Origin of the sequence: Streptomyces sp. NPDC006174 (assembly GCF_040614075.1) — a bacterium.
In the GTDB taxonomy this organism is placed as follows: domain Bacteria; phylum Actinomycetota; class Actinomycetes; order Streptomycetales; family Streptomycetaceae; genus Streptomyces.
The window spans coordinates 252299-276152 of record NZ_JBEXTJ010000004.1 but is presented as its reverse complement, the minus strand read 5'-3'; the positions used below and the strand labels follow the sequence as shown (position 1 = coordinate 276152).

Genomic DNA, 23854 nt, shown 5'->3' with positions numbered 1-23854 from the left:
CAAAGAGATCTGGGCCGGCCGGCGGTCAAGCCAGCACCTTCTTCCAGGGACGACGTGATGAGTCTTCTCACCGCCCACTGCTTCTGACACCTTCAGGCGCTTTCTGCCACCCGACGCTTTCGCGACCGCGTGTGCCGCCTTTCCGGCTGCACTCGTCGTACCGCGCCGTCCGCACGTCTTCGCTTCCCCACTTCTCACGGGAGACCCAGAACACCCATGCCCTCTGCCTTCCAGCAGTCCGTCATCGACGAGTTCCGCGCCAACGCGGGCAAGGTCGGCGGTCCTTTCGCCGGCTCCGACCTGCTCCTGCTGACCACCACCGGCGCCCGCACCGGGCAACCGCACACCACACCGCTCGGCCATGTCCGCGACGGTGACCGGCTGTTGGTTGTCGGCTCGAACCTCGGCGCCTCGCACCACCCCGACTGGTACAACAACCTCCTCGCCCACCCGACGGTCCAAGTGGAACTGGGTGAAACGGAGTTCGGGACCATCGCCGTACCCGCCGAAGGCACCCGGCGCGAGGAGCTCTTCGCCCGGGTGGTGGCCGAAGCTCCCGGCTACGCCGAGTACCAGGCGGCGACCGACCGAACGCTGCCGGTCGTGGTCCTCCAACTCCCCGACCCGCAGGCGCCGGTCCGCGACATCACCTCGCTGGCCGACAAGCTCGTCGAGGTGCACACCTGGCTGCGCGGCCAACTGGCCCAGGTGCACGCCGAGACGGAAGCGCACTTCGCCGCCCGCGCCGCCCACCGAGGAGCGGGCGCGCCGCCCGCTCCCGGTCTCGGCCTCCAGATCCGGCAGCGCTGCCTGGCGTTCTGCCAGGCGCTGGAGTTCCACCACACGAGCGAGGACGGCCATGTCCTGCCGGTGATGGAGGGCTATCACCCGCACCTCGGACCGGTCTTCGACCGGCTCCGGGAGGAGCACCGCTCCATCGCGGCCGTACAGTCGGCACTGGCGGCGTTGCTGGCCGGTGTCGCGATCGCCGAGCCGGACCGCTTCCGCACCGAACTGGCCTCCATGACCGCACAGTTGACCGCACATCTCGACTACGAGGAGGCGGAGATCCTGCCTCTGCTGGCGGACGTGCCATGGCCGCCCGTCCCGTGAGTGCTCAGCTCCTCGGGATGAGCTTCTTCGACTCCAGGTAGGTGCGCGCGACGTCCTCGGGAAGCCTGCGCCAGCTGTCGACCTGTTCGTTCATCGACGCCAGGTCGGCGGTGGTCAGGACGGTGTTGAGCCGGCCGAGGGCGTCGCGTACTCCGGCGCCGCCGGCGCGGGCGCGGTTGACGACGGGGACCACGTAGTCGGCGTTCTGGAGCTTCTTGTCGTCCTCCAGCAGCACCAGCCCGAACTGGTCCAGCGTGGCGTCGGTGGTGGTGGTCAGCACCATCTGGTCCTGACCGTTCTGGACGGCCTGTTTCGCCTGCGTGGTGCCGACGCCTTTCGGGTCGACGGCGACGATGTCGAGCCCGTACGTCTTCTCCAGCCCGGGTGCGCAGTAGGGCCGCTGTACGCATTCGTCGCCCGCCGCGAGACGCACCGGGAGCTTCGCCCGGCCGAGGTCGCCGAGGGTCTTCAGGTTGTGCTTCTCCGCATAGGAGGCGGCGACCGCGAAGGCGTTCTGGTCGACGGCGCGGCCGGGGTCGAGCACGGTGAGCCCGCGCGGGGCCGCGAGCTTGCGCAGCGCCTTCATGGTGGCGGCGAGGTCGGGTGAACCGACCGGGGCCGCGTCGGCTCCGTTGGCCTTGGCGTTGAGCCAGTCGGCGAAGGTCGCCGCGTACTCCGGGACGACGTCGATCTGGCCGCTCTCCAGGGCCGGTTCGTAGATCTCCCGGTTGGTCACGGAGATGATGTCGGCGGAGTAGCCGGCGCGCTCCAGGAGCAGGGCGTACAGCTGGGCCAGCAGGTCGCTCTCGGTGAATCCGGCCGACCCGACGGTCAGCTCCTTGCTGTCGCCGGGCGGCGCGGTGACCTCACCTCGGTTCTCCAGGCTGGGACCGGTGGTGCAGGCGGTGGCGAGCAGCAGGAGACCGGCCAAGGCCCGGTAAGCGCCGATCATGCGGCCTCACTTCCACGGCTGGGCGCGATCCGCTGCCCCGCCTCGAAGAGGCTCTCGACGAGGAGAGCGAAGACGGCCACCAGGACCGCGCCGGCCACCACCTGCGGCGTGGAGGCGAGGTTGAAGCCCGCGGTGATGATCCGGCCGAGTCCTCCGCCGCCGGCCAGCGCGGCGAGGGTGGCGGTGGCGACCAGCTGCACGGCGGCGATCCGTACGCCGGTGAGGATCAGCGGGAGGGCCAGCGGCAGCTCCACGCTCCACAGCATCTGGCGGCCGGTCATGCCCATGCCTCGGGCGGCCCGCACGACGTCACGGTCGACCTCGCGCATTCCCACGTACGCGTTCGTCAGCAGCGGCGGCACGGCGAACAGCACGAGCGCGATGATCGTCGACCACTGGCCGTACGTGCCCACGGGCGTGAGCAGCAGCAGGACGAGCACGGCGAAGGTGGGGACGGCCCGGCCGATGTTGGAGATGTTGACGGCGAGCGCGCCGCCTTTGCCGAGGTGGCCGAGGACGAGCGCGACAGGCAGGGCGATCAGACAGCTGATGAGCAGGCAGACGACGGTGAGGAAGAGGTGCTCGCCGAGCCGGTTCCAGATCCCGTCGGGGCCGGACCAGTGGGTGGCGGTGGTGAGCCAGGACCAGGTCTCGGAGAGCGTGTTCATGCCTGGCTCCCCTTCCGGGTCCACGGGGTCAGCAGCCGTTGCGCGCCGAGGAGGAGCAGGTCGGCGGCGACGGCGATGACGACGCAGAACACGGAGGCGGTGAGCACCTGGGCCTTGAAGTAGGTGTTCATGCCGGAGTAGATGAGGTTGCCGAGGCCGCCGTAGCCGACGATCGCTCCGACGGTGACCAGCGAGACGGCGGAGACCGTGGCGATCCGCAGCCCGGCCATGGCGGCCGGCAGGGCCAGCGGAAGCTCGACGGCGAGCAGCAGGCGCAGCGGCCCGTATCCCATGCCGCGCGCCGCCTGCCGGGTCTCCTCCGGAACGGCCCGGAGGCCGGCGAGGATGTTGCGCACCAACAGCGTCAGCGAGTAGAGGACGAGGCCGGTGACGACGAGTGCGGGGGAGAGCCCGTACACCGGCAGCAGCAGCGAGAACATCGCCAGCGACGGAATGGTGTAGAGGATCGTCGTCAGCCCCAGCACCGGACCGGCGGCCCAGCGCCAGCGGCGGGCGGCGAGGGCCAGCGGGAGGGCGAGCGCGAGGCCGATGAGCACGGCGAGCGCGGTCAGTTGGAGGTGCTGGAGAGCAGCGTCCATAAGGATCTCCCGGCGGCTGGAGAGGTAGGCGCCGCAGATCCACTCGTTGCGTGCGAGGCAGTCGTCCGGAGGTGCCGTCACCTGCCCATTCCAGCGCGGGCACGGGACCTCCGCTTCTCCTGTTGGCCCGTCCGGGTGGTGTTCGAACGGCTGCGCAACGCTTCGCGGGCCGGGCGGGCCCCGTCCCGTACGGGAGGAGGCGCCGGCCCGCCGCTCACACGCTCAGCGCCTCCCGGACCGTCCGTTCCGCGCCCGTTCCTCCCTCTCCCGACGACGTGACCCGGCCCGCCTCCAGGACGTAGTAGCGCTCCGCCGCCCGCATGGCGAAGCCGACGTGCTGCTCGACCAGGAGGACGCAGAGGCCGCCCCGCGCGGCCAGGGACAGGATCGTGGTCTCGATCTCGGCGACGACGGAGGGCTGGATGCCTTCGGTCGGCTCGTCCAGGAGCAGGAGCCGGGGCCGGGTGACGAGGGCGCGGGCGATGGCGAGTTGCTGGCGCTGGCCGCCGGAGAGGAGGCCGGCCCGGCGGTGGGCGAGTTCGCGGAGTACGGGGAAGAGGTCGAGGGCCTCGTCGATGGCCTCGCGGCCGCCACCGCGCGGCGAGCCGTCGGCGACGAGCCGGAGGTTCTCGGCGGTGGTCAGGTGCGGGAAGGACTGCTGGCCCTGCGGGACGTACGCCATGCCTCGGGCGACACGCTGGTGCGGGGCCAGGCGGGTGATGTCCTCGCCGTCGAGGAGGACGCTTCCGCGCGACGGCCGCAAGAGGCCCATGGCCGTGCGCAGGAGCGTGCTCTTGCCGGCGCCGTTGTGGCCGAGGACGGCGGCGACGCCGTCGCGCGGCACGGCCACGGTCACGCCGTGCAGAACGGTGGTGCGGTCGTAGCCGGCGCGTACGCCGTTGATCTCCAGCACGGCTCTCACACCTCTTCGCGGACGGGGACGGGGTGGACGGCCGGCGGCTCGGGTTCGGAGGCGCGGCCGAGGTAGACCTCCTGGACGGTGGCGTCGGCCTGGACCTCGGCGACCGTTCCTTCGCTGAGCACCTTGCCGGCGTGCAGGACGCTGACGCTGCGGGCGAAGGAGCGCATGAAGTCCATGTCGTGCTCGATGACGACGACGGTGTGGTCCTCGCTGATCCGCTGGAGCAGCGCTCCGGTGGACTCGCGCTCGTCGTGGCTCATTCCGGCGACCGGCTCGTCGAGCAGCAGCAGCTCCACGTCCTGGACGAGCAGCATGCCGATCTCCAGGCTCTGCTTCTGGCCGTGGGCCAGCACACCGGCCGGACGGTGGCGGAGCGCGGTGAGGCCGGTGGTCTCCAGCGCCTTCTCCACGGCCTCGGGCACATGCCGGCGGCGCCGGAGCAGGTTCAGCGCGCTGCGGCCGGCGCCTGCCGCGATGTCGAGGTTCTGCTCGACGGTGAGCTGCTCGAAGACCGTCGCCGTCTGGAACGTGCGGCCGATGCCCCGGCGGGCGATGCGGTGCACGGGCTCGCCGAGGATCTCCGTACCGCCGAAGCGGACCGATCCGGTGGCCCGGACCAGGCCGGTGACGGCGTCGACCAGCGTCGTCTTGCCGGCGCCGTTCGGCCCGATCAGGAAGCGCAGGTCGCCCGGGCGGATGTCCAGGTCGACGCCGTCGACGGAGGTGACGCCTCCGTCGAACGTCACCCGCAGATCGCGGATCGTCAGTCCTTCGCCGCTCATGTGGTCACTTCCTTCGTCGTCCTGACTCCGTCGGAGGTCCGCCGCCTGCGCAGCACCGTCCGCAGCGAGGCCAGCCCGCCGGGCAGGAAGCCGACCGCGACGACGAACAGCAGGCCTTGCAGGTACGTCCATCCGGCCGGCCAGGCGTCCGAGAGCGTGCTCTGCGCCCAGGCCACCGCGATCGCTCCGAGCACGGCGCCGACCAGCGAGGCCCGGCCGCCGACCGCCGCGCCGATGACGAAACCGATGGACGGCACGATCCCGATCAGCGCCGGAGAGATGATGCCTACCGCCGGTACGAACAGCGCACCGGCCAGACCGGCCATGCCTGCCGCGACCACGTACGCCACCAGCTTGACGTCGGCCGGGTTGTATCCGAGGAAGCGCACCCGCTCCTCGGAGTCCCGTACGGCGATGAGGAGTTCGCCGTACCGGCTGACGAACAGCTGCCGGGCCAGAGCCATCAGGAGGAGCAGCGCGACCGCGATGATGAGGTACACCATCCGGCGGTTGACCGGGTCGCTCAGGTCGTAGCCGAAGAAGCCCTGGAAGTCGGTGAGTCCGTTGGTTCCGCCGGTGGTGGTCTGCTGGCCGACCAGCCAGATGGCCAGCGCGGCCGCCAGCGCCTGGCTGAGGATGGCGAAGTACGCGCCTTTCACCCGACGGCGGAAGACCAGCACGCCGAGCAGCGCGGCGACGGCCATCGGCAGCAACACCGTCATGGCCAGCGCGAACGCCGGATTCGCGAACGGCTGCCACCACCAGGGCAGGCCGCCTTCGGTGCCGTAGAGCTGCATGAAGTCCGGCAGGGTCTGTCCGGTCGCCGCCGCGTCGGCCAGCTTGAGGTGCATGGCCATGGCGTATCCGCCGAGACCGAAGAAGACGCCCTGTCCGAGCACCAGCAGCCCGCCTCGGCCCCAGGCGAGGCTGACGCCGATCGCGACGATCCCGTAGCAGAGGTATTTGGCCAGCAGTCCGAGCCGGAAGTCCGACAGGACCAGCGGTGCGACGCCCACCAGCAGCACCGCGCCGAGCAGGAAAGCGGCAGGTGTACGGAAGCGGCTCAGGAACGGTTCGGCCGCGGGTTCGGCGGCCGGATCGGTCGTCGGCACAGGGGTGCTCGTCGTCGTCATACCAGGCTCCTGGTGCGCACGGTGTACAGGCCCTGCGGCCGCCACTGCAGGAAGGCGACGATCCCCACGAGGACCACCACCTTCGCCACGCTCACGGTCGTCGAGTATTCGAGGACCGACTGCAGCAGGCCGAGTACGAACGCGGTGATGACCGCTCCTCTCAGCCGTCCGATGCCGCCGACGACCACGACCAGGAAGGCGTCCACGATGTAGTTGGTCCCGGTCGTCGGACCGATCGGCCCGATCAGCGTCAGCGCGACCCCGGCCATGCCGGCCAGACCCGAGCCGATGAAGAACGTCGTCCGGTCAACCCGCTCCGTCGCGATCCCGGACACCTCCGCGAGGTCCCGGTTCTGGACCACGGCCCTGATCCGGCGGCCCAGCGATGTGGTCCGCAGCGTCGCCGCCAGGCCGACCACGCACAGCAGCGCGAACCCGAGGATGAACAGCCGGCTGTTGGCCAGGTTCACTCCGGCGACCGACATGCTGCCGGTCAGCAGGTCCGGCGCTCTCGTCTGCACGTTCGGCGCACCGAAGACGTCCCGCGCGAGCTGCTGGAGCATCAGCGAGACACCCCAGGTCACCAGCAGCGTGTCCAGCGGACGGGTGTACAGCCGCCGGATCAGCAGCCACTCCAGGAGCGCGCCCATCGATCCGGCCACGAGGAACGCGATCGGCAGCGCGAGGAGCAGCGAGATCCCGGCGTCGCCGACCGGCTTCTGCAGGACGTACGTGGTGTAGGCACCGGCCATGATGAACTCGCCGTGCGCCATGTTGATGACGCCCATCTGACCGAAGGTGAGGGTCAGACCGAGAGCGATGAGGAGGAGCACGGCGCCTATGCTGACGCCGGTGAAGGACTGGTTGAGGATGACCGTCACAGGTCCGCCGCCCAGTCGTAGCCCTTCAGGTACGGATCAGGCTTGATGGGTCCGCCGGAGTTCCAGACCTCCTCGATGAGGCCGTCGGCGGTGACCTTGCCGATGCGGGCGGTCTTGTGGACGTGCTGCGTCGCTCCGTCGACCGTCACCTTGCCCTCCGGCGCGTCGAACGTGATGCCGTCCGAGGCCGCCTTCACCTTCTCGACGTCGAACGAGCCCGCCTTCTCAACCATCGCCTTCCACAGGTGGACGGAGATGTACGCCGCCTCCATCGGATCGCTGGTCGGCTTTCCCTTGCCGTACGCCGCCTGGTACGCGGCGACGAACTTCTCGTTCGCCGCGCCGGGCGTCGTCTGGTAGTAGTTCCAGGCCGTCAACTGGCCTTCCAGGTACTGCGTTCCAATGCTCTTGACCTCCTCCTCCGCGATGGAGACGGAGAGCACCGGCAGCTTCTTCGCGGTCAGCCCGGCGGACTTGTACTCCTTGAAGAAGGCCACATTGCTGTCGCCGTTCAGGGTGTTGAAGACCGCGTCGGCCCCGGCGCCCTTCACCTTGTTGACGATGGTGGCGAACTCCGTGGAGCCGAGCGGCGCGTAGTCCTCGCCGAGCACCTCCATGCCGTTGGCCTTGGCGTACGTCTTGATGATCTTGTTGGCGGTACGCGGGAAGACGTAGTCGCTGCCGACGAGGTAGAGCTTGGTGAGGCCCTGCTTCTTGAGGTAGTCGAGCGCGGGCACGATCTGCTGGTTGGTGGTGGCGCCCGAGTAGAAGATGTACGGGGACTGCTCCAGGCCCTCGTACTGCACCGGGTAGAAGAGCAGCGACTTGTTCCGCTCGAAGACCGGCTTCACCGCCTTGCGGCTGGCCGAGGTCCAGCAGCCGAAGGTGGCGACGACCTTGGAGTCCGTGATGAGCGCCTGCGCCTTCTCGGCGAAGGTCGGCCAGTCGGAGGCGCCGTCCTGGCTGACCGGATCGAGCTTCTTGCCGAGGACGCCGCCGGCGGCGTTGATCTCCTTGACCGCGAGCAGCAGCGCGTTGTGGACGGTGACCTCGCTGATGGCCATGGTGCCGGAGAGCGAGTTCAGCAGGCCGACCTTGACGGTGTCGCCGGAGGTGTCGGCCTTGGCGCCGGCGGCCTTCGACGTGTCGCTGCCGGTCTTCGCGCCGCAGGCGCTGAGCGCGGCGCCGGCGCCGAGGGCGGAGAGGCCGGTCAGGAGACCGCGTCTGGTGATGAGCCCGGACATGGCACATACCTCCTTGCCCCGAAGGGCGGTGCGAGGGAATTCCTCTGGATGAGGAAGAAAAGGGAAACGAGGGAATGGCGGGAACGGGTCGGCACCTGATCCGGTGTGGTGCGGCCGTTTCGACAGCACGGGTCCCAGCCGTTCCGGGGTGGCCTCCGGGCTGGTCGCTGAAGTGGTCCACAGCCTGCGGCGGAACTGTTTCCGGTGCGTTGCGGCGCAGTTGAGGAACAGTTTCCGACGGAAGTAATCGCGCACCGGCGTCCTGTGAGCCGACGCCACCCGGGCGATGGATCAACGGATTTCCGGTGTCCGCCCGCATTACTTCCATCGGAAAGGATCGGAATCGGCGAATGGCCTGACAGGTGCCTGGTGATCGGTTGTAGGCTCGATCGCGTCCCCGCCGCGGGGGCCGTGCCGGACGTGAGCCCGAGGAGTGCCATGGCTGGGCAGCCCCAGGAACTGCTCCACCTGCTGACCCGGGCCGAGCGTCTCGCGGCGCGGCGCGTGCACGCGGTGCTCGACGCGTTCGACTGCTCCGTCGACGCGTGGCGGGTCCTCGACCTGCTCTCCGGCGACCAGGGCCGGACCATGACGGGCCTCGCCGAGGACGCCGTCCTGCCCGCGCCGACCCTCACCAAGCTCATCGACCAACTCGTCGACCAGAACCTGGTGTTCCGCCGCGTCGACCCCACCGACCGCCGCCGCGTCCTCGTCCAGCTCACCCCTCGCGGCCTGCGGCGGCGCCGCCAACTCTCCCGCGCGGTACGGGCGGAGTGGGGACCGTCGTCGCCGGGGCTCACGGAGGACGAGGAGAGTCAGCTGACGCCGTTGCTCGGCCGGCTGGCCGACGCGCTGGCCGACGGCGGCGACGAGGTCACAACAACGGACTCGGGGACGGAAGTTGGACGAGCACGGTGAAGTCGAGTCCGTCTGCCTCCGCCAGGTAGATGCGCTGGCGCACATGCCGCCCGTCCAGACCGAGCAGGCCGCGCGGCCCCTCGTACCGGACATGCCCGGCGGCCGCGCCGATGGCGGACACGTCCAGGGTACGGGCGCGCTCGATGAGCGCCGCGAGCAGCAGCACACCTTCGTAGCAGGACTCGCCGAGGCTGCCGGGCACCGGCGCGTCCGCGCCGAAGCGTGCGGCGTAACGGCCGTGGAAGTCCATGCTGTATCCGTCGGCGAGCGAGGCGAAGAAGCCGGCCGTGCTGTAGAGGCCGACGGTCGCCTCGGGGCCGCTGCCGAGGAGCATGCTCTCGTCCATCAAGGTGCTCAGCCGCAGGCACCGCGCGTCCAGCCCGGTCGCGGCGAACGCCCGGTTGAAGCGGACCGCGTCGCTGCCCACGAGCAGCATCAGCACGGCGTCGGCGTCCGCCCGCTCGATGCGCCGCAGCACATCGGCGAAGTCGTCCGTGCCGAGCGGCAGATACGCCTCTCCACAGACCCGGCCCCGGGACTCGCGCGCGTACCGCCGGGCCGCCCGCGCGGTGTGCCGCGGCCAGATGTAGTCGTTGCCGACGACGAACCAGCGGCGTACGTCCCAGGTCCGCGCGAGCATCCTCATCGCCGGGAGCAGTTGTCCTGCCGGCGTCTCGCTCGTCATGAAGACACCCTCGGTCCGCTCACCGCCCTCGTACAGTGCGGTGTAGACGTACGGCACCCGGTGCGCGACCCGTGGCGCCACCGCCTGCCGCACCGAGCTGATGTGCCAGCCGGTGACCCCTTGCACCGCACCCGCCGCCACCAGCGCCTCGACCTCGGCCGCGACGCTCGACGGCTCCGCGCCGCCGTCCACCTCCAGGAGCCTCAGCTCCCGTCCCAGCACGCCACCCGCCGCGTTGACCTCCTCCACGGCCAGCCGCGCACACGCCGCGCAACCGGGCCCGAAGATCCCCGCCGGTCCCTGCATCGGATACACCAGCGCCACGTTCAGCACCGACGCGTCCACCGTGAACCACTTGGGTGCGGACAGGCGCGTCGGAAGCCGTGACATGCACTCATGATGGCGCCGCCCTCGGCCCGGATCCGGACGAGGCCCGGGATCGAGACCGATTCGTAGAGGTACGCGCCCGGGTCGCCGGGCCGGACACCTGCGCGGGCGGGATCATCGCCGTACGGTGGAAGAAGCGTGCGCACACGGACGCTCGCATGCCCATAGAGACGGCAGGTGCCCCGCGATGGCCGGTGAGATCTCCTTCTTCGAGCTCGGAGTGGACGATCCCGGGAAGGCCCGGGCGTTCTACGGCGCGCTCTTCGGGTGGACCTTCGAGCCGGGTCCTTCCGGCGAGGGCGGCTTCGCGATCGGTACGCCGAGCGGGCAGGGAGGCGTGCACGGCGGTGACCCCGGCGGCGGCCCGTACCTCTTCTTCCGGGTCGACGACATGACCGCGGCGGTGGAGCGGGTGCGTGAGCTGGGCGGCAGCGTGGAGGGCACGGACCTGGGCGAGGACGACGCGTCCGCCGCGCGGTTCGGCCGGTTCCGGCTCTGCCGCGACGACCAGCGCTCGCCGTTCGGCCTGCACGAGCCGCCGGGCGTGCACTGACATACGAGGCTTCGGTTGCCGCGCGGAGACGTCCCGGAGAACGTCCTGCACGGTCCGAGCAACCCCATGGGCTCCGCCGCCGTCTTGATCACTGACAGAACGGTTCGCCGCCCGGAAAACGAGCGGCGTCCACCCCCACCTGTACCGGGCTCGGAGAATCGGCCAACTATGCGCTCCATGTATACACAGAGCGCATAGTGTACACCGGTCCCGCCCGGGCACCGCGCGGAAGGCACCCATGCAGACCAAGGCACTGGCGCCCGAGTACCAGGGCGCTCTCACCAGGATGTCGGTGAACGCCTCCCTCACCGACGTACTGGCCGAAGGCGTACGCCATCTGAAACAGGCCGAACTCTCCGGCTCGCAGGAGGAGGTGGCGCGGACCGGGCTCGCGGTGGCCGAGGCGCACCGCCGGCTCGGGCAGGTCGAGGAGGCGGACCGGGCGTGGAAGGCCAGCTACCGGGCCGCGCGCTCGGCCGGGGCCACCGGGGCGATGGCGTGGGCGCTGTGGAGCGGCGGGACGCTGGCGCGTCAACGGGGTTCGCTGCGCCTCGCGTTCCGGCTGCTGGGGCTCGCCGCCGAGCTGGGCGAGCGCGGCGGCGACGTGGTCGCGCGCGGCTACTCGCTCGCCGGACTGGCCGAGACCGGACGCATCCAGGGCGACTACGCGACGGTCGCCACGCTCCACGAGCAGTTGCTCGCCGAGGCCCGCGCCCGCGGCGAGGCACGCCACACGGTGTGGGCACTGGAGGGGATCGCGCAGATCCACCGCAACACCGGGCAGCTGGACTCGGCGCTGGAGATGTTCGAGGAGGCGGCTCTCCTCGCGGGCAACGCCGACGACCGGCGGGGCCGCGCCTGGGCCCTGCGCGGCATCGCCGACATCGTTTCCCTCCGGGACGGCGGAACGGAACGCGCACTCGGCCTGCTCGCCGAGGCCGAGGTCACCTGCCGGGAGATGAAGCTCTCCAGCGCGCTCGCCTACAACCACAAGATGCGCGCCAACGTGCTCTTCCGCGCCGGGCGGTACGAGGAGGCGCGTGAGGTGTACGAGCAGGCGCTGACGGAGTTCCGCGCGATGACCGAACCCCGCGGCGAGGCGCTGGCGGCTCTGGGCCTGGTCAAGGCGCGCGCCCGCCTGGGCCGGGACCGCGCGGCCACGGCGGCGGAGCTGGACGAACTCCGTGGCCGGCTGAGCCGGATCGGACTGCTCAACGCGCGGGAGATGGTGGAGAAGGCGTACGTGGAACTCGGCGTCGAACCAGCGGCGGAGGACGGCGGGCGCGGCACCGGATCCGCCGCCTCGCACGAGGAGGCCCGGGCCCGATGACGCTGTCCACGACCCGGCAGGCACCGGCGCCGCAGATACTCGACCGGTGCCGCGAACTCGTCCGGCCCGCACTGGTGGAGTCGGTGCGCAGGCTGCACCCCTGGCACGCCGAGACGGCCGCCTTCTCGCTGGGCTGGAGCGGCGTGGACGGCGACCCGGTCCCGGGCTCGCAGGGCAAAGGGGTGCGCCAGGCGCTCGCGGTTCTCGGTGCGGAGGCGGCCGGGGGCAGTGGCCGGGACGGGGTCACCGGCGCGGTCGCCGTCGAGCTCGTCCACACCTTCTCGCTCATCCACGACGACATCATGGACGGCGACGAGACCCGGCGGCGCCGCCCGACCGTATGGAAGGCGTACGGCACCGGGCCTGCGGTCCTCGCGGGGGACGCCTTGTTCGCGCTGGCCGTCCGGACTCTGACGGAGGTCCCCGGCGCCACAGGGGCGGCGGCGGTGCGCCGTCTGTCGGCGGCGCTGGGCGATCTGGTGCACGGTCAGGCGCAGGACCTGCTCTTCGAGTCGCGGCCGTGGACCGGACCCGATGCGGTCCTGCCGCACGAGTACCGGGCGATGGCCACACAGAAGACGGGGTCGCTGCTCGGCTGCGCCGCTGCTCTGGGCGCGGTGCTGGCCGGGGCTCCGGCGGCCACGGCCGACGCGCTGGACCGGGCGGGACGGCACCTGGGCGTGGCGTTCCAGGCGGTGGACGACCTGCTGGGCGTCTGGGGCGATCCGCAGATCACGGGGAAGCCGGTGCACAGCGATCTGCGGCGGCTCAAGAAGACCTTCCCGGTCCTCGCGGCCCTGGCCTCCGAGCACCCGGCGGCCCGGCGGCTGGAGACCCTCCTCAGCGGAACCGGTCCGCTCGACGAGGCGGGGCTGCGCCGGGCGGCGGAGCTGATCGACGAGGCCGGCGGGCGCCGGGCCACGGTGACGGAGGCCCGGCAGCACCTGAGGACCGCCCGCGCCTGCCTGGATCAGGTGGACCTCCACGAGGGCGCACGCGGTGATCTGCTGACCCTGATCCCTTTCCTCGTCGACCGCACCGGCTGACCCGGGCCGGCGGCCTCGCCCGGGGCCGCCGGCTGCAAGGATGGACACCCCGACGCCCCGCACACCGCCGAAGGCCGGAGCCGTCATGCCTCCCCTCCTCCCGCCCGTACACGCGCTCCTCGTCGTGGATCTCCAGACGGCCTTCGTCGCGGGCGACACGCCCGTGCCCGACGCACACCGGCTGCTGGACCGGGTCGACGGCCTCGTCCGCCGGGCCCGGGCGGCCGGGGCACTCGTCGTCCACCTGCAGAACGACGGGCCGGCCGGAGAGCCCGACGAACCGCACACGCCCGGCTGGGAATTGCACCTCCCGGTCGCCGACGGCCCGGCCGAGACCGTGATCCGCAAGACCGAGGACGACGGCTTCGAGTCCACCACGCTGGAGGGCCGGCTGACGGCCGCCGGGATCGCGTCGCTCGCCGTGTGCGGGGTGATGTCGGAGATGTGCGTCCTGGCCACCGCCCGCCGGGCGCTGGAGCTGGAGTACCGGGTCGTGCTGCCGCACGACGCCCATGCAACGTACGACATCCCGGCCGCGCCGGGCATCAGTGAGCGCGTTCCGGCGGCGATGGCGTCCCGGGTCGCGGAATGGGCCCTCGGCGACGAGGTGGAAGTCGTCGCCCACGCCGAGGACGTCACCTTCGCGGCCACCCGGCCGGAGTCCTTCGCCGACAAGAGAACTGCGTGACCGTCAGTTCGATGGTGCCGCCACCCACTGCGGCAACCGGCCGTCCCCGAGATGCGGCGAGCAGCGTCACATCCTCCCCGGCACAATTCCTTCGGCCGGCCCTCGCAATGGCGCCTCGTCCTCTCTCCTGACACGTATTCCGCCACCTTGACGAGGACACGGCTCAGCCGCGCGGACCACCTGATCAGCGGCATCGCGCCGGTAATCCTCACGTGGTCGTATGAGCGAGTCACGCGCACGATTTCGCCATATATCTGCCAAAGTGCACTTCGGCTTTACTCACCGGATTGAGCGAAGAGAGCCGTACGTGCTGCACATGCGTCGTGCCGAAGAAAGACAGTTGACGGTCCTTCATTTGGTTCAGCCCGTGGACGGTGGAGTGGCCCGGGTCGTCACCGATCTCGTCAGGGCCCAGGCCGTCGCCGGGCTGCGGCCCGTGGTGGCCTGTCCGCCCGGCAGCCCGCTGGCCGTCGGGGCCGCCGCCGCGGGGGCCCAGGTCCGGGGCTGGGCCGCCACCCGGGCGCCGGGTCCGCGGCTGGCCGGTGAGGTGGCCGGGGCGCGGCGGATCGTCCGCGACTGTCGTCCGCACGTCGTGCACGCGCACAGCGCCAAGGCAGGCCTCGCGGGCCGGATCGCCGTACGGGGCAAGGTGCCCACGGTCTTCCAGCCGCACGCCTGGTCCTTCGAGGCCGTGGACGGCCGGACCGCCGAACTGGCGCTGAACTGGGAGCGGTTCGGCGCGCGCTGGGCCGACCACATCCTCTGCGTCAGCGAGTCCGAGCGGCGCACCGGACAGGAGGCGGGCATCACCGCCCGCTGGTCGGTGATCCACAACGGCATCGATCTCGACCGCTTCCGCCCCGGCGGCCAGACCGAACGCGCCGCCGCCCGCGTCTCGCTGCCGTTGCCGGCCGGCATGGATCCGCGGGCCCCGCTCGTCGTCTGCGTCGGCCGCCTGACCCGGCAGAAGGGCCAGGACGTCCTGCTGAGCGCCTGGCGGCGACTGCGGGTACCGGGAGCGCGCCTCGTCCTCGTCGGCGACGGCCCCGACCGCGCCGGCCTGGAGGACGCGGCCCCGGCCGGCGTCCTGTTCACCGGGGCGAGCCCCGACGTACGGCCGTGGATCCACGCGGCCGACGTCGTCGTCCTGCCGTCCCGCTGGGAGGGCATGGCGCTGGCTCCGCTGGAGGCCATGGCCTGCGGCCGGGCCGTGGTGATGAGCGATGTCAGCGGAGCGCGGGAGAGCGTGGCGCCGGGCGACGAGGACCGCCTCCTCGTACCGCCCGAGGACCCCGCGGCGCTGGCGGCCTCGCTCACCGCTCTGCTCACCGATCCGGAGCTGCGCGAGGCGGTGTCCCACCGGGCCCTGCGCCATGCCCGGACGGCGTTCGACGTCCGACGGACCGCGGGGGCGGTTGCCGGTCTTTACCAGGAAATTGTCTCCCTGTCCGGCCCCACGATGAGGAAGCGCACCGAGCGATGACGATGGAGAGTGCACCGGTCCCCGGCGCCGGCCAGGCCACAGCCGTACAGGCTCACACGGTTCATCCGCCGCGAAGAAGCGACGGCGGTACGCGGGTGCTCGGCGGTGGACGCCGCGCCACCCGGGTCGCGCCCGCCGCGCGGCTCCTCGGGGCCGACGCGGCGGCGCTGGCCGTCACGTTCGCCGTGTGCACCCCGGCCGGCTGGCCCTGGCCCGTGGTCGCCGTCCAGGCGGTGGCGCAGATGCTGCTCCACGCGTACCGGGGCCTCTACCGGTTCGGCCTCTCCCCCTCCGTGCTCTCCGAAGTGCCCGCGCTCCTCGGCCTCGGGCTGCTCCAGTGGTACGTGACCATGGAGGTCGTCGCGGCCTGGGCGCCGGCTCACGAGATCGGCTGGACGGTGCTGGCGTACGCGGCGGCCGCGCAGACCCTGCTCTGCGCCTCCGGACGCGCGGTCGTGCACCGGATGCGGCACCGGTCGGCCGTCCGCAACCCGCTCTCCACGCTGATCGTCGGCCACGGCCCGGTCGCCCGCCAGGTGACGGCCGCGCTGTACGACCACCCCGAGTACGGGCTGCGCCCGGTCGGCCGGGTCGCCGCAGCCGCCGGTCCCGACGCCTCCGACGCCTCCGTCGAGGAGCCCGCGGCGCGGCCGGACGGAGTGAAGCTGCCGGTCCTGGTCACTCCGCAGGAGGTGGGGCGGGCCGTCGTGCAGAACAGCGTGCGGCACGCGGTGTTCACCGCACCGCCGGAGACCACGCCCGACGGACCCGCTCTCTTCGCCCTGCTCACCGGGCACGGCTGCCGGGTGTGGCTGGTCACCGGCGACACCGCCGTCGCCACCCGGCCCGCCGGCGTGCGCCCCGACCACCTGTGGGGTTTCGCCGCCCATCCGCTCCAGGACGGCACGCACCGGCCGGTCAGCCACGCGGCGAAGCGGGTGATGGACGCGGTCCTGGCAGGCGCCGGTCTGGTGCTGGTGGCGCCGCTGCTGGCGGTGTGCGCGCTGGCGGTACGGATCTCGGACGGCCCCGGCGTCATCTTCCGGCAGGAGCGGGTGGGCCGGCACGGCCGTCCGTTCGTCCTGCTCAAGTTCCGTACGCTGCGGCCCGCCGACGCGCAGGAGTCCGCGACACGGTGGAACGTGGCCTCCGACGGACGGATGAGCCGTGTCGGCCGACTGCTGCGCCGCACCTCGCTCGACGAGCTGCCGCAGCTGTGGAACGTCCTGCGCGGCGACATGAGCCTGGTCGGCCCGCGCCCCGAACGTCCCTTCTTCGTCGCTCAGTTCAGCCGCACCCATCCCGGCTACCAGGCCCGCCACCGGATGCCGGTCGGCATCACCGGGCTGGCGCAGGTGAACGGGTTGCGCGGTGACACCTCCATCGAGGAGCGGGCCCGGTTCGACAACCGGTACATCGAGACCTGGTCCCTGTGGCAGGACGCGTGCGTGCTGGCGCGGACGGCGGGCTCCTTCTTCCGGCTCGGAGGCAGCTGACCATGGCCGCCACGCTGACCGCCCCGGCGCCCGGGGCCCCGGCGCCCGCCGCTCCCCGCCCGAGCCCGGGCGGATGGCGGAGCCGATGGCCACTGCTCCCTCTCATCGCGACCGTGCTGCTGCCCGCGCTGCCGTACGCCCTCGGCGGCGGCGTGGGACCGGCCGACATCGCCTCGGCCGTCGCGGTCCTGGTCTGCGGAGGACGGCTGCTGCACCTCCGGCGGCGCCCGCTCAGCGGGACCGCCGCCCTGGTGCTCGGACTGCCCGCCGTGGGCTTCGTGGTGGCGACGGTGACGGCAGCCGATCCGGCCGCGGCGTTGCCGGGGCTGGTCCGCTACCTCCAGGTCTTCGTCCTGGTCCCGGCCGCCGTCTGCCTCCTGCTCAAGGACGCCTGCGGCTTCCGGATTGTGACCGGGGCCCTGGTGCTCCTGGCGCTCGTGCAGGGCGTGGTGGGCGTCGACCAGTACGTGACCGGGACCGGCGCCTCGTACATGGGCGAGGATCTCCGGGCGGTCGGCACGTTCGGCCCGAGCGACATCATGGGCATGGCCACGGTCGTCGCGTACGGGCTGCTGGCCGCCGCCGCCTGTGCGCTGCGGACCCCGCGTACCGCTCCGGCGTGGCTGCGTCCGTGCGCCGCCGTCGTGGCCGTCGGGCTGATCGTGCCGCTCGCGCTCTCCTTCAGCCGAGGCGTGTGGATCGCCACGGCGGCCGCTCTCCTGGTCGCACTCGCTCTGACGGACCGGCGGCAGGCGCTGACGTCGCTGGCGGTGCTGGGAGCGACCGGCGTCGTCCTGGTCGGCGGGTTCGGCATCGGCTCGGAGATGATCGCGGACCGGGCCGCGAGCGTGACCCAGGTGGCCCAGGCGCCCGACCGGTCGGTGAACGACCGGTACACGATGTGGAGCGCTGCGGGCTCCATGTGGCGCGAGCAGCCCATGACCGGAGTCGGCCTCAAAGGCTTCCCCGACCACCGCGACGCGTACGCCTCGATCGGCCTATCCTCCGGCAGCGACACGGCGGGCGCGGGCCAGGAGTTCCGCAAGCAGGCTCTCCTCTCGCCGCACAACATGTATCTGCTCATCCTCAGCGAACAGGGCCTCATCGGTCTGACGGCGGTCGTCGGCAGCTGGGCGGCGATCCTCATCGGTGCCGTACGCCGGCTGGTCCGGGTCCGCGCGCGCGGCGACACGGCCGTGGACTGCGGGCTGGTGGCGGTCGCGCTGATGACCTGGCAGAGCGTCAACTTCCTGTACTCCGACATCGGCGGACCCACGACCGTGCTGGGCGGCGTCGTCCTCGGGCTCGCCGCCTGGTGGGCGCTGGCCGAACCGGAGAAGGCGGGTTCGGCGTGAGCGACACCGGTACGGGGACGGAGGCGGAGGCGCTCCCCCGCGAGGCCTCGCCCCTGGAGGACCGCCCCCGCGACGCCCTCCCCCAGGAGACGCTCCCCCGCGCGGAGACCGCCCCTCCCCTGCTCCCGGGGCCCGGGCAGCCTCCCGGCTCCGGCCCCGGGGGGACCACGGCCGTCGACGCCGCGCCGGAACCGGCGGACAGCGGCGAGGCTCCCGGGCTCGGGTCCTTCCTCGCCCGTGCGGCGGCGGGCACGGCGGTGCTGACCGTGCTCGCGGCGGTGCTCGGCCTGGTGCGGGACCAGGCGATCGCCCGGTACTTCGGCGCGAGCGACGCCAGTGACGCGTTCCTGATCGCCTGGACCGTGCCGGAGATGGCGGCCACGCTGCTGATCGAGGACGGGATGGCGCTGCTCCTCGTCCCGGCCTTCAGCCTCGCCCTCACCCGGCGCGCGGACGCGGAGGCCGCGAAGGGCGGCGAGGACGGCGCAAGGCCGGACGACGGCGGAGAGCCGGGTCCCGACCCCGTACGGGAGCTGGTGGCGGCCACCCTCCCCCGGCTCTGTGTCCTCCTCATGGCCGGAGCGGTGCTGCTGATGGCGGGCGCCCCCTGGGTCGTCGGCGTCCTCGCACCCGGGCTCGCCGATCCGGAACTCGCGGTGGACTGCACCCGGCTCACCGCCGTCACCGTGCTCACCTTCGGCATCACGGGCTACTTCAGCGCGGCCCTGCGCGCCCACCGCAGCTTCCTGCCGCCCGCCGGGGTCTACGTCGCGTACAACATCGGCATCATCGGCATGACGCTGGCGCTGCACTCCGCGTGGGGGGTACGCGCGGCTGCGGCGGGCGTCGCCGTCGGCAGCCTGCTCATGATCCTCACCCAGCTCCCCACCCTCCTCCGCCTGCTGCCCCTGGCACGCCCCCGCCTCGGGCGGCTCAGGAAGCGTGCCTCGCGCACCGCTCCGCTACTGGGCCTGACGGTCCTCGCCCCGGTCGTGCTGTTCGTGGTGAGCCGTCAGTCGCAGGTGCTGGTGGAGCGCTTCCTCGCCTCCACGCTCCCGGCGGGCGCCATCTCGCACCTGAACTACGCGCAGAAGGTGGCGCAGATGCCGATGGTGCTCTCGCTGATGATCTGCACGGTGACGTTCCCCGTCGTCGCGCGGGCCATGGCCGACGGGAACCGGGAGAAGGCCCGGCAGCGGGTCGAGCGGGATCTCGCGCTGGCGGGCATGGTCGTGCTGCTCGGCACGGCGGTCGTCCTCGGTTACGCGCCCCGGATCATCGAAGTCCTCTTCCAGCGCGGCGCCTTCGACACCGCCGACACCGAGGCCACAGCGCAGGTCATGAGGGTCTACGCGGCCGGGCTGCTCGGCCACTGTCTCGTCGGCGCGCTGAGCCGGCCGTTCTTCTCGTCCGGCCGGCCCACCTGGTTCCCGGCGTTCGCGATGGGCACCGGGCTCCTGGTCACGATGGGCGCCGGGTACGCGCTCACGTACCGCTTCGGCGTCGCCGGCATCGCGACCGCCAACGCCGTCGGGATCAGCACGACCGCGCTGCTCCTCCTGATGGGGCTGGGCACCCGGGTGGTCCCGATCCGGGCCCGGGCGGTCGCCCTGTCGCTCGCCCGCCTCGCGGGCGCGGCGCTGGTGGCCGGGGCGGCGGGCTGGGCGGCGGCGCAGCTGCTCGCCGACGCCGTGCTGAGCCTCGCCGCCGGATGTGTCCTCGTTCCCGCCGTCTTCTTCCTGACCGGGCTGGCCCTGCGCTCGCCCGAGGTCGTCTCCCTGCTGGCACTCATCCGACGGAGGTTCACTGATGGCCGCTGACCCTTCGGCGCCTTGCGCCGACGCTCCCTCGTCCCGGTTCCGGCCGCACACCCGCCGTCAGCCGTGGATCCTCACGTACCACTCGGTCACGGACACCGACGACGACCCGTACGGCATCACCGTCTCTCCTCGGCGGCTCGGCGAGCAGCTGGCCTGGCTGCGCAGCAGAGGCCTGCGCGGAGTCGGCGTGTCGGAGTTGATGCGGGCCCACGCGGCAGGCAGGCGCGGGCTGGTCGGGCTGACCTTCGACGACGGCTACGCGGACTTCTTCCACGAGGCCCTGCCGGTGCTGCGCGCCCACGGCTGCACCGCCACCGTCTTCGTCCTGCCGGGACGGCCGGGCGACGTCAACGAGTGGGACCCGCTGGGGCCGCGCAAGCCGCTGCTCACGCACGACGGGATCCGGCGGATCGCCGAGGCGGGAATGGAGATCGGCTCGCACGGTCTGCTCCACCAGGACCTCACCACGCTCACGGACCAGGAGCTGCGCCACGAGATCGTCCGCAGCCGGGAGTTGCTCGGCGAGCTCACCGGTACACCGCCAGACGGGTTCTGCTATCCGTACGGGACGCTCGACCGGCGGGTGGCGGAAGCCGTCCGCTCCGCCGGGTACGGATACGGCTGCGCACTGGCTCCCGGCCCGCTGATCAGCCGGTTCGCCCTTCCTCGCACGCACATCAGCCAGGCCGACCGAGGCGTCCGCCTCTGGGCCAAGGACCTGCGGCACGGGCTGCGGCACGGAGCGGTCGTGCCCGGCGCCGGCTCCCGTACCGCCTCTCCGGTACGGGCGGGTGGCCCGCGGTGAGGGCGCTGCACGTCATCACCGGGCTCGGGGTCGGTGGGGCCGAGCAGCAGTTGCGGCTGCTGCTGCGCCATCTGCCGGTGGAGTGCGACGTGGTGACGCTCACCAACCCGGGTCCGGTGGCGGACGGGCTGCGGGCCGACGGGGTGCGCGTCATCCACCTCGGGATGCGCGGCAACCGGGACCTCTCGGCGGTCGGTCGGCTGACCAGGCTGATCCGCGACGGCCGCTACGACCTGGTCCACACACACCTCTACCGCGCCTGTGTGTACGGGAGAATCGCGGCGCGTCTCGCGGGCGTCCGGGCCACCGTGGCGACCGAACACTCGCTGGGCCGCGCCGAGATCGAGGGCCGACCGCTGACCCGTGGCATCCGCGCTCTGTACCTCTCCACCGAGCGGCTCGGCGCGGCCACCGTCGCCGTCTCCTCCACCGTGGCCGGGCGGCTGCGGGACTGGGGGGTGCCGGCGGAGCGGATTCGGCTGGTGCCCAACGGCATCGACGCCGACCGCTACCGCTTCGACCCGGACCGGCGGCTCGCCGTCCGGGCGGCGCTGGGGATTCCGGACGACGCGTTCGTGGTCGGCGGGGTGGGCCGGCTGGTGCCGGGCAAGCGGTTCGACGTGGCGGTACGGGCGGTCGCCGCGCTGCCGGAGGCCCGGCTGCTGCTGGCCGGTGACGGGCCGGAGGCCGGACCGCTGCGGGCGCTGGCGGCGCGGCTCGGGGCGGCGGACCGGATCCTCCTCCTCGGCGAGTGCGGCGCCGGCGGTGGCGGCCCGGTGCCCGGCGTGCCGGCGCTGCTGAGCGCCGTCGACACCTTCGTATCGACGTCCCGCGAGGAGTCGTTCGGCCTGGCCGCCGTGGAGGCGCTCGCCGCCGGACTGCCCGTCCTGCACGACGCCTGCCCGGCCATCGACGACCTGTCCGCCGCCCACGCACCGGGCGCCACCCGGATCGCCGGGAGCCCCGACGAGCTGACCGCCGTGCTGCGGCAGCGGATACAGACCCGCCCGGACCGCCGCCCGCCGCCCCGGGCCGTCGGCCACTACGACATCCGGCGCAGCAGCGAGCGCCTGATGGACGTGTACGCGTACGCCCTGGACACCGCCCCACCGAACCGGAGAGCCCTTCCATGACCGAGTCTCCCGCGCAGCCGCGACACGTCGTCCTGCGGAAGCGGCTGAGTAACGCCCCTGCCCAGCTGCGCACCGCCCTGACCCGGCTGCCGCACTGGTGGCCCCTGCCCGCCTGCGTACTGCTCGGCACCGCCTCCGGGCTCTCGTACGGGCTGCTCGCCACGCCCCAGTACGAGGCCACCAGCTACGCCATGGCGGTCGCCGAGGAGGAGACGGACCCGTCGGCCGCGCTCGGCTACGCGCAGTCCTACGGGCGCCTCGTCACCAGCGACGCCACTCTCTCCTACGCCCAGGGCGCGGCCGGTGAGCCGATGCGCGCGCTCCGCTCCCAGGTGCGCTCCGAGACCTCGCCGGACTCGCCGATGATCGCGGTGACCGGAACGTCGGACAAGCCGGGCCGGGCGGCCGACATCGCCAACGCGGTGATCGAGGCCGTCATCGTGAGCAGCGGCCATGTCTCCAAGGACACCGGCGTGAAGCTGATCAAGTTCACCCACGCCATGAAGCCGGACCAGCCCATCTCGCCGTCGGTGCCGCTGGGCACCACCGTCGGCGCGGCCGCGGGCGGTCTGCTCGGCGGGCTCGTCCTGCTGGTACGGCCCAGGCGCGCGGGCTGGAGCGTCTCGGCCCAGGTGCCCGGGCCGACCGCCGCCGAGGACCACAGCACCACCGACGAACGGGAGCTCGTGCGATGACGGCCAACCGAACGGGCAGCCTCACCGTGACGCTCTGCCGCGACTTCCGGGAGTTCGGCGCGCTCGCCGGGGAGTGGGACGCGCTGCACCGCCGCTGCGCCACCGCCACTCCGTTCCAGAGCCACGCCTGGCTCCATTCCTGGTGGCTCTCCTACGGCCAGGAAGGCAGGCTGCGGGTCCTGCTGGTCCGCCGCTCGGGTCGGCTGATCGGAGCGGCACCGCTGATGCTGGTGCACCGGCCGATGCCGCTGCTGGTGCCGATGGGCGGGGCGATCTCCGACTTCTTCGACATCCTGCTGGACGAGGAGGAGGCCGGGTACGCGGTCGGCGCGCTCCAGCGCGGCCTGGACCGGGCCGCCCGGCACACCGTGATCGACCTGCGGGAGGTCCGGCCGGACGCGTCGGCGCAGCTGCTGTTCGGCCGGTGGCCGGGCGCGCGGAGCCGGCTCACGGACTCGACGTGCATGGAGCTGCCGGCCCGGCCGCTCGGCGACCTGGTGGGACAGCTCACCGGCTCGCGGGGCCAGCGGCTGCGGGCCAAGCTGCGCCGGATCGAGGCGCTGGACGTGGAGGCCCGCAAGATCCCGCAGGACGGGGTGCCGGCGGCGATCGGCACGCTGCTGCGGCTCCACGAGCTCCAGTGGCTGGACCGCGGGGTCAATCCGGAGCACCTGCGGGCCCGGTTCTCGGACCACCTGATCCGCTCGGTGGGCCGGATGGTGGGCGACGGTACGGCCGCTATGACCGAGTTCCTGATGGGCGGCGAGGTCGTGGCGGCCAATCTGACGCTGCAGTCCGGGCAGCTGGCGGGCGGCTATCTGTACGGGGCGGACCCGGGACTGCGGGAGCGGAAGGTCGATGTGTCGACGATGCTGCTGCGCGAGGTCTCCCAGCAGGCCTCGGACTCCGGCCGTGAGGTGCTGAGCCTGCTGCGCGGCGCCGAGCAGTACAAGAACCACTGGCAGCCGGCCACGGTGGTCAACCAGCGGCTCCTGCTGGCCCGTCCCGGCCTGGAGCCGCTGCTGCGGCTGCGGGAGTCGCAGGTGGCGGTACGGGAACGGGCCGTGGAGACGGTCAAGACCCGGTTCCCCGCCGCGCGGGACTGGCACGAGCGGCTTACCACGCTTCCCGTCCTCGGGCGGTGAGGCGGGCCGCGACAGGCCGGA

At 72.4% G+C, this 23854-nt stretch carries 23 protein-coding genes; 14 read left to right on the top strand and 9 right to left on the bottom strand.

Annotated features, from left to right (window positions below; all coding sequences use genetic code 11):
- The first annotated feature begins 216 nt into the window (after nucleotides 1-216).
- Complete coding sequence (locus tag ABZ267_RS11275; protein WP_356753282.1) at nucleotides 217-1113, top strand: nitroreductase/quinone reductase family protein; 897 nt, start codon at nucleotides 217-219, stop codon at nucleotides 1111-1113.
- A gap of 4 nt (nucleotides 1114-1117) precedes the next feature.
- Here ABZ267_RS11275 and ABZ267_RS11270 read toward each other — a convergent pair whose 3' ends face one another.
- The 8 genes from ABZ267_RS11270 to urtA all read right to left on the bottom strand — a co-directional run bounded on the left by ABZ267_RS11270 (nucleotide 1118) and on the right by urtA (nucleotide 8294).
- On the bottom strand, nucleotides 1118-2065 hold the full coding sequence (locus ABZ267_RS11270) for an ABC transporter substrate-binding protein (protein WP_356753280.1): 948 nt from the start codon (nucleotides 2063-2065) through the stop codon (nucleotides 1118-1120).
- Nucleotides 2062-2733 carry an ABC transporter permease subunit gene (locus tag ABZ267_RS11265; RefSeq protein ID WP_356753278.1) on the bottom strand — a complete coding sequence of 224 codons (672 nt, stop codon included), beginning with the start codon at nucleotides 2731-2733 and terminating at the stop codon, nucleotides 2062-2064. The genes ABZ267_RS11270 and ABZ267_RS11265 overlap by 4 nt, the downstream gene beginning before the upstream one ends.
- On the bottom strand, nucleotides 2730-3413 hold the full coding sequence (locus tag ABZ267_RS11260; protein WP_356753276.1) for an ABC transporter permease: 684 nt from the start codon (nucleotides 3411-3413) through the stop codon (nucleotides 2730-2732). The genes ABZ267_RS11265 and ABZ267_RS11260 overlap by 4 nt, the downstream gene beginning before the upstream one ends.
- A 133-nt stretch (nucleotides 3414-3546) precedes the next feature.
- Nucleotides 3547-4245: an urea ABC transporter ATP-binding subunit UrtE gene (gene urtE / locus ABZ267_RS11255; protein ID WP_356753274.1), complete on the bottom strand. Its 699-nt coding sequence runs from the start codon at nucleotides 4243-4245 to the stop codon at nucleotides 3547-3549.
- 5 nt (nucleotides 4246-4250) lie between these two features.
- On the bottom strand, nucleotides 4251-5036 hold the full coding sequence (urtD, locus tag ABZ267_RS11250; RefSeq protein WP_356753272.1) for an urea ABC transporter ATP-binding protein UrtD: 786 nt from the start codon (nucleotides 5034-5036) through the stop codon (nucleotides 4251-4253).
- Entirely contained in the window at nucleotides 5033-6169 is a 1137-nt protein-coding gene (urtC, locus tag ABZ267_RS11245) for an urea ABC transporter permease subunit UrtC (protein WP_356753270.1), read from the bottom strand. Before urtC ends, urtD begins: the two co-directional genes overlap by 4 nt.
- Nucleotides 6166-7050, bottom strand: a complete 885-nt coding sequence (urtB, locus tag ABZ267_RS11240; protein ID WP_356753268.1) for an urea ABC transporter permease subunit UrtB — start codon at nucleotides 7048-7050, stop codon at nucleotides 6166-6168. Before urtB ends, urtC begins: the two co-directional genes overlap by 4 nt.
- Nucleotides 7047-8294, bottom strand: a complete 1248-nt coding sequence (gene urtA, locus ABZ267_RS11235) for an urea ABC transporter substrate-binding protein (RefSeq protein WP_356753266.1) — start codon at nucleotides 8292-8294, stop codon at nucleotides 7047-7049. The genes urtB and urtA overlap by 4 nt, the downstream gene beginning before the upstream one ends.
- Before the next feature lie 438 nt (nucleotides 8295-8732).
- Here urtA and ABZ267_RS11230 point away from each other — a divergent pair, with 438 nt between their 5' ends.
- Nucleotides 8733-9212, top strand: a complete 480-nt coding sequence (locus ABZ267_RS11230) for a MarR family transcriptional regulator (protein ID WP_356753265.1) — start codon at nucleotides 8733-8735, stop codon at nucleotides 9210-9212.
- Here the strand turns inward: ABZ267_RS11230 and ABZ267_RS11225 are convergent.
- A complete protein-coding gene (locus tag ABZ267_RS11225; protein WP_356753263.1) occupies nucleotides 9169-10287 on the bottom strand; it encodes a substrate-binding domain-containing protein in 1119 nt (372 codons plus the stop codon). The two genes, ABZ267_RS11230 and ABZ267_RS11225, sit on opposite strands and share 44 nt — an antisense overlap.
- A gap of 184 nt (nucleotides 10288-10471) precedes the next feature.
- On the opposite strand from ABZ267_RS11225, the gene ABZ267_RS11220 reads away from it, so the two are divergent.
- The 12 genes from ABZ267_RS11220 to ABZ267_RS11165 all read left to right on the top strand — a co-directional run bounded on the left by ABZ267_RS11220 (nucleotide 10472) and on the right by ABZ267_RS11165 (nucleotide 23833).
- Complete coding sequence (locus ABZ267_RS11220; protein WP_356753261.1) at nucleotides 10472-10837, top strand: VOC family protein; 366 nt, start codon at nucleotides 10472-10474, stop codon at nucleotides 10835-10837.
- Between the two features lie 238 nt (nucleotides 10838-11075).
- The gene (locus tag ABZ267_RS11215) at nucleotides 11076-12167 is read left to right on the top strand and encodes a tetratricopeptide repeat protein (RefSeq protein WP_356753259.1); all 1092 of its coding nucleotides are present in this window, start codon (nucleotides 11076-11078) and stop codon (nucleotides 12165-12167) included.
- Entirely contained in the window at nucleotides 12164-13213 is a 1050-nt protein-coding gene (locus ABZ267_RS11210) for a polyprenyl synthetase family protein (RefSeq protein WP_356753257.1), read from the top strand. The genes ABZ267_RS11215 and ABZ267_RS11210 overlap by 4 nt, the downstream gene beginning before the upstream one ends.
- 85 nt (nucleotides 13214-13298) lie before the next feature.
- Nucleotides 13299-13901, top strand: a complete 603-nt coding sequence (locus ABZ267_RS11205) for an isochorismatase family protein (protein WP_356753255.1) — start codon at nucleotides 13299-13301, stop codon at nucleotides 13899-13901.
- Nucleotides 13902-14217: 316 nt separating this feature from the next.
- Nucleotides 14218-15384 carry a glycosyltransferase gene (locus ABZ267_RS11200; RefSeq protein ID WP_356753439.1) on the top strand — a complete coding sequence of 389 codons (1167 nt, stop codon included), beginning with the start codon at nucleotides 14218-14220 and terminating at the stop codon, nucleotides 15382-15384.
- Complete coding sequence (locus ABZ267_RS11195; RefSeq protein WP_356753253.1) at nucleotides 15381-16880, top strand: sugar transferase; 1500 nt, start codon at nucleotides 15381-15383, stop codon at nucleotides 16878-16880. The genes ABZ267_RS11200 and ABZ267_RS11195 overlap by 4 nt, the downstream gene beginning before the upstream one ends.
- Nucleotides 16881-16882: 2 nt before the next feature.
- Complete coding sequence (locus ABZ267_RS11190; RefSeq protein ID WP_356753251.1) at nucleotides 16883-18235, top strand: O-antigen ligase family protein; 1353 nt, start codon at nucleotides 16883-16885, stop codon at nucleotides 18233-18235.
- The gene (locus ABZ267_RS11185) at nucleotides 18232-20055 is read left to right on the top strand and encodes a lipid II flippase MurJ (RefSeq protein WP_356753249.1); all 1824 of its coding nucleotides are present in this window, start codon (nucleotides 18232-18234) and stop codon (nucleotides 20053-20055) included. Before ABZ267_RS11190 ends, ABZ267_RS11185 begins: the two co-directional genes overlap by 4 nt.
- Nucleotides 20045-20860, top strand: coding sequence for a polysaccharide deacetylase family protein (locus ABZ267_RS11180; protein WP_356753247.1), 816 nt, complete (start codon nucleotides 20045-20047; stop codon nucleotides 20858-20860). Before ABZ267_RS11185 ends, ABZ267_RS11180 begins: the two co-directional genes overlap by 11 nt.
- Nucleotides 20857-21993 carry a glycosyltransferase gene (locus ABZ267_RS11175; protein WP_356753245.1) on the top strand — a complete coding sequence of 379 codons (1137 nt, stop codon included), beginning with the start codon at nucleotides 20857-20859 and terminating at the stop codon, nucleotides 21991-21993. Before ABZ267_RS11180 ends, ABZ267_RS11175 begins: the two co-directional genes overlap by 4 nt.
- The gene (locus ABZ267_RS11170) at nucleotides 21990-22688 is read left to right on the top strand and encodes a lipopolysaccharide biosynthesis protein (protein ID WP_356753243.1); all 699 of its coding nucleotides are present in this window, start codon (nucleotides 21990-21992) and stop codon (nucleotides 22686-22688) included. The genes ABZ267_RS11175 and ABZ267_RS11170 overlap by 4 nt, the downstream gene beginning before the upstream one ends.
- Nucleotides 22685-23833 (top strand): GNAT family N-acetyltransferase, encoded by a 1149-nt coding sequence (locus ABZ267_RS11165; protein WP_356753241.1) that lies wholly within the window; start codon nucleotides 22685-22687, stop codon nucleotides 23831-23833. The genes ABZ267_RS11170 and ABZ267_RS11165 overlap by 4 nt, the downstream gene beginning before the upstream one ends.
- The last annotated feature ends 21 nt before the right edge of the window (nucleotides 23834-23854 follow it).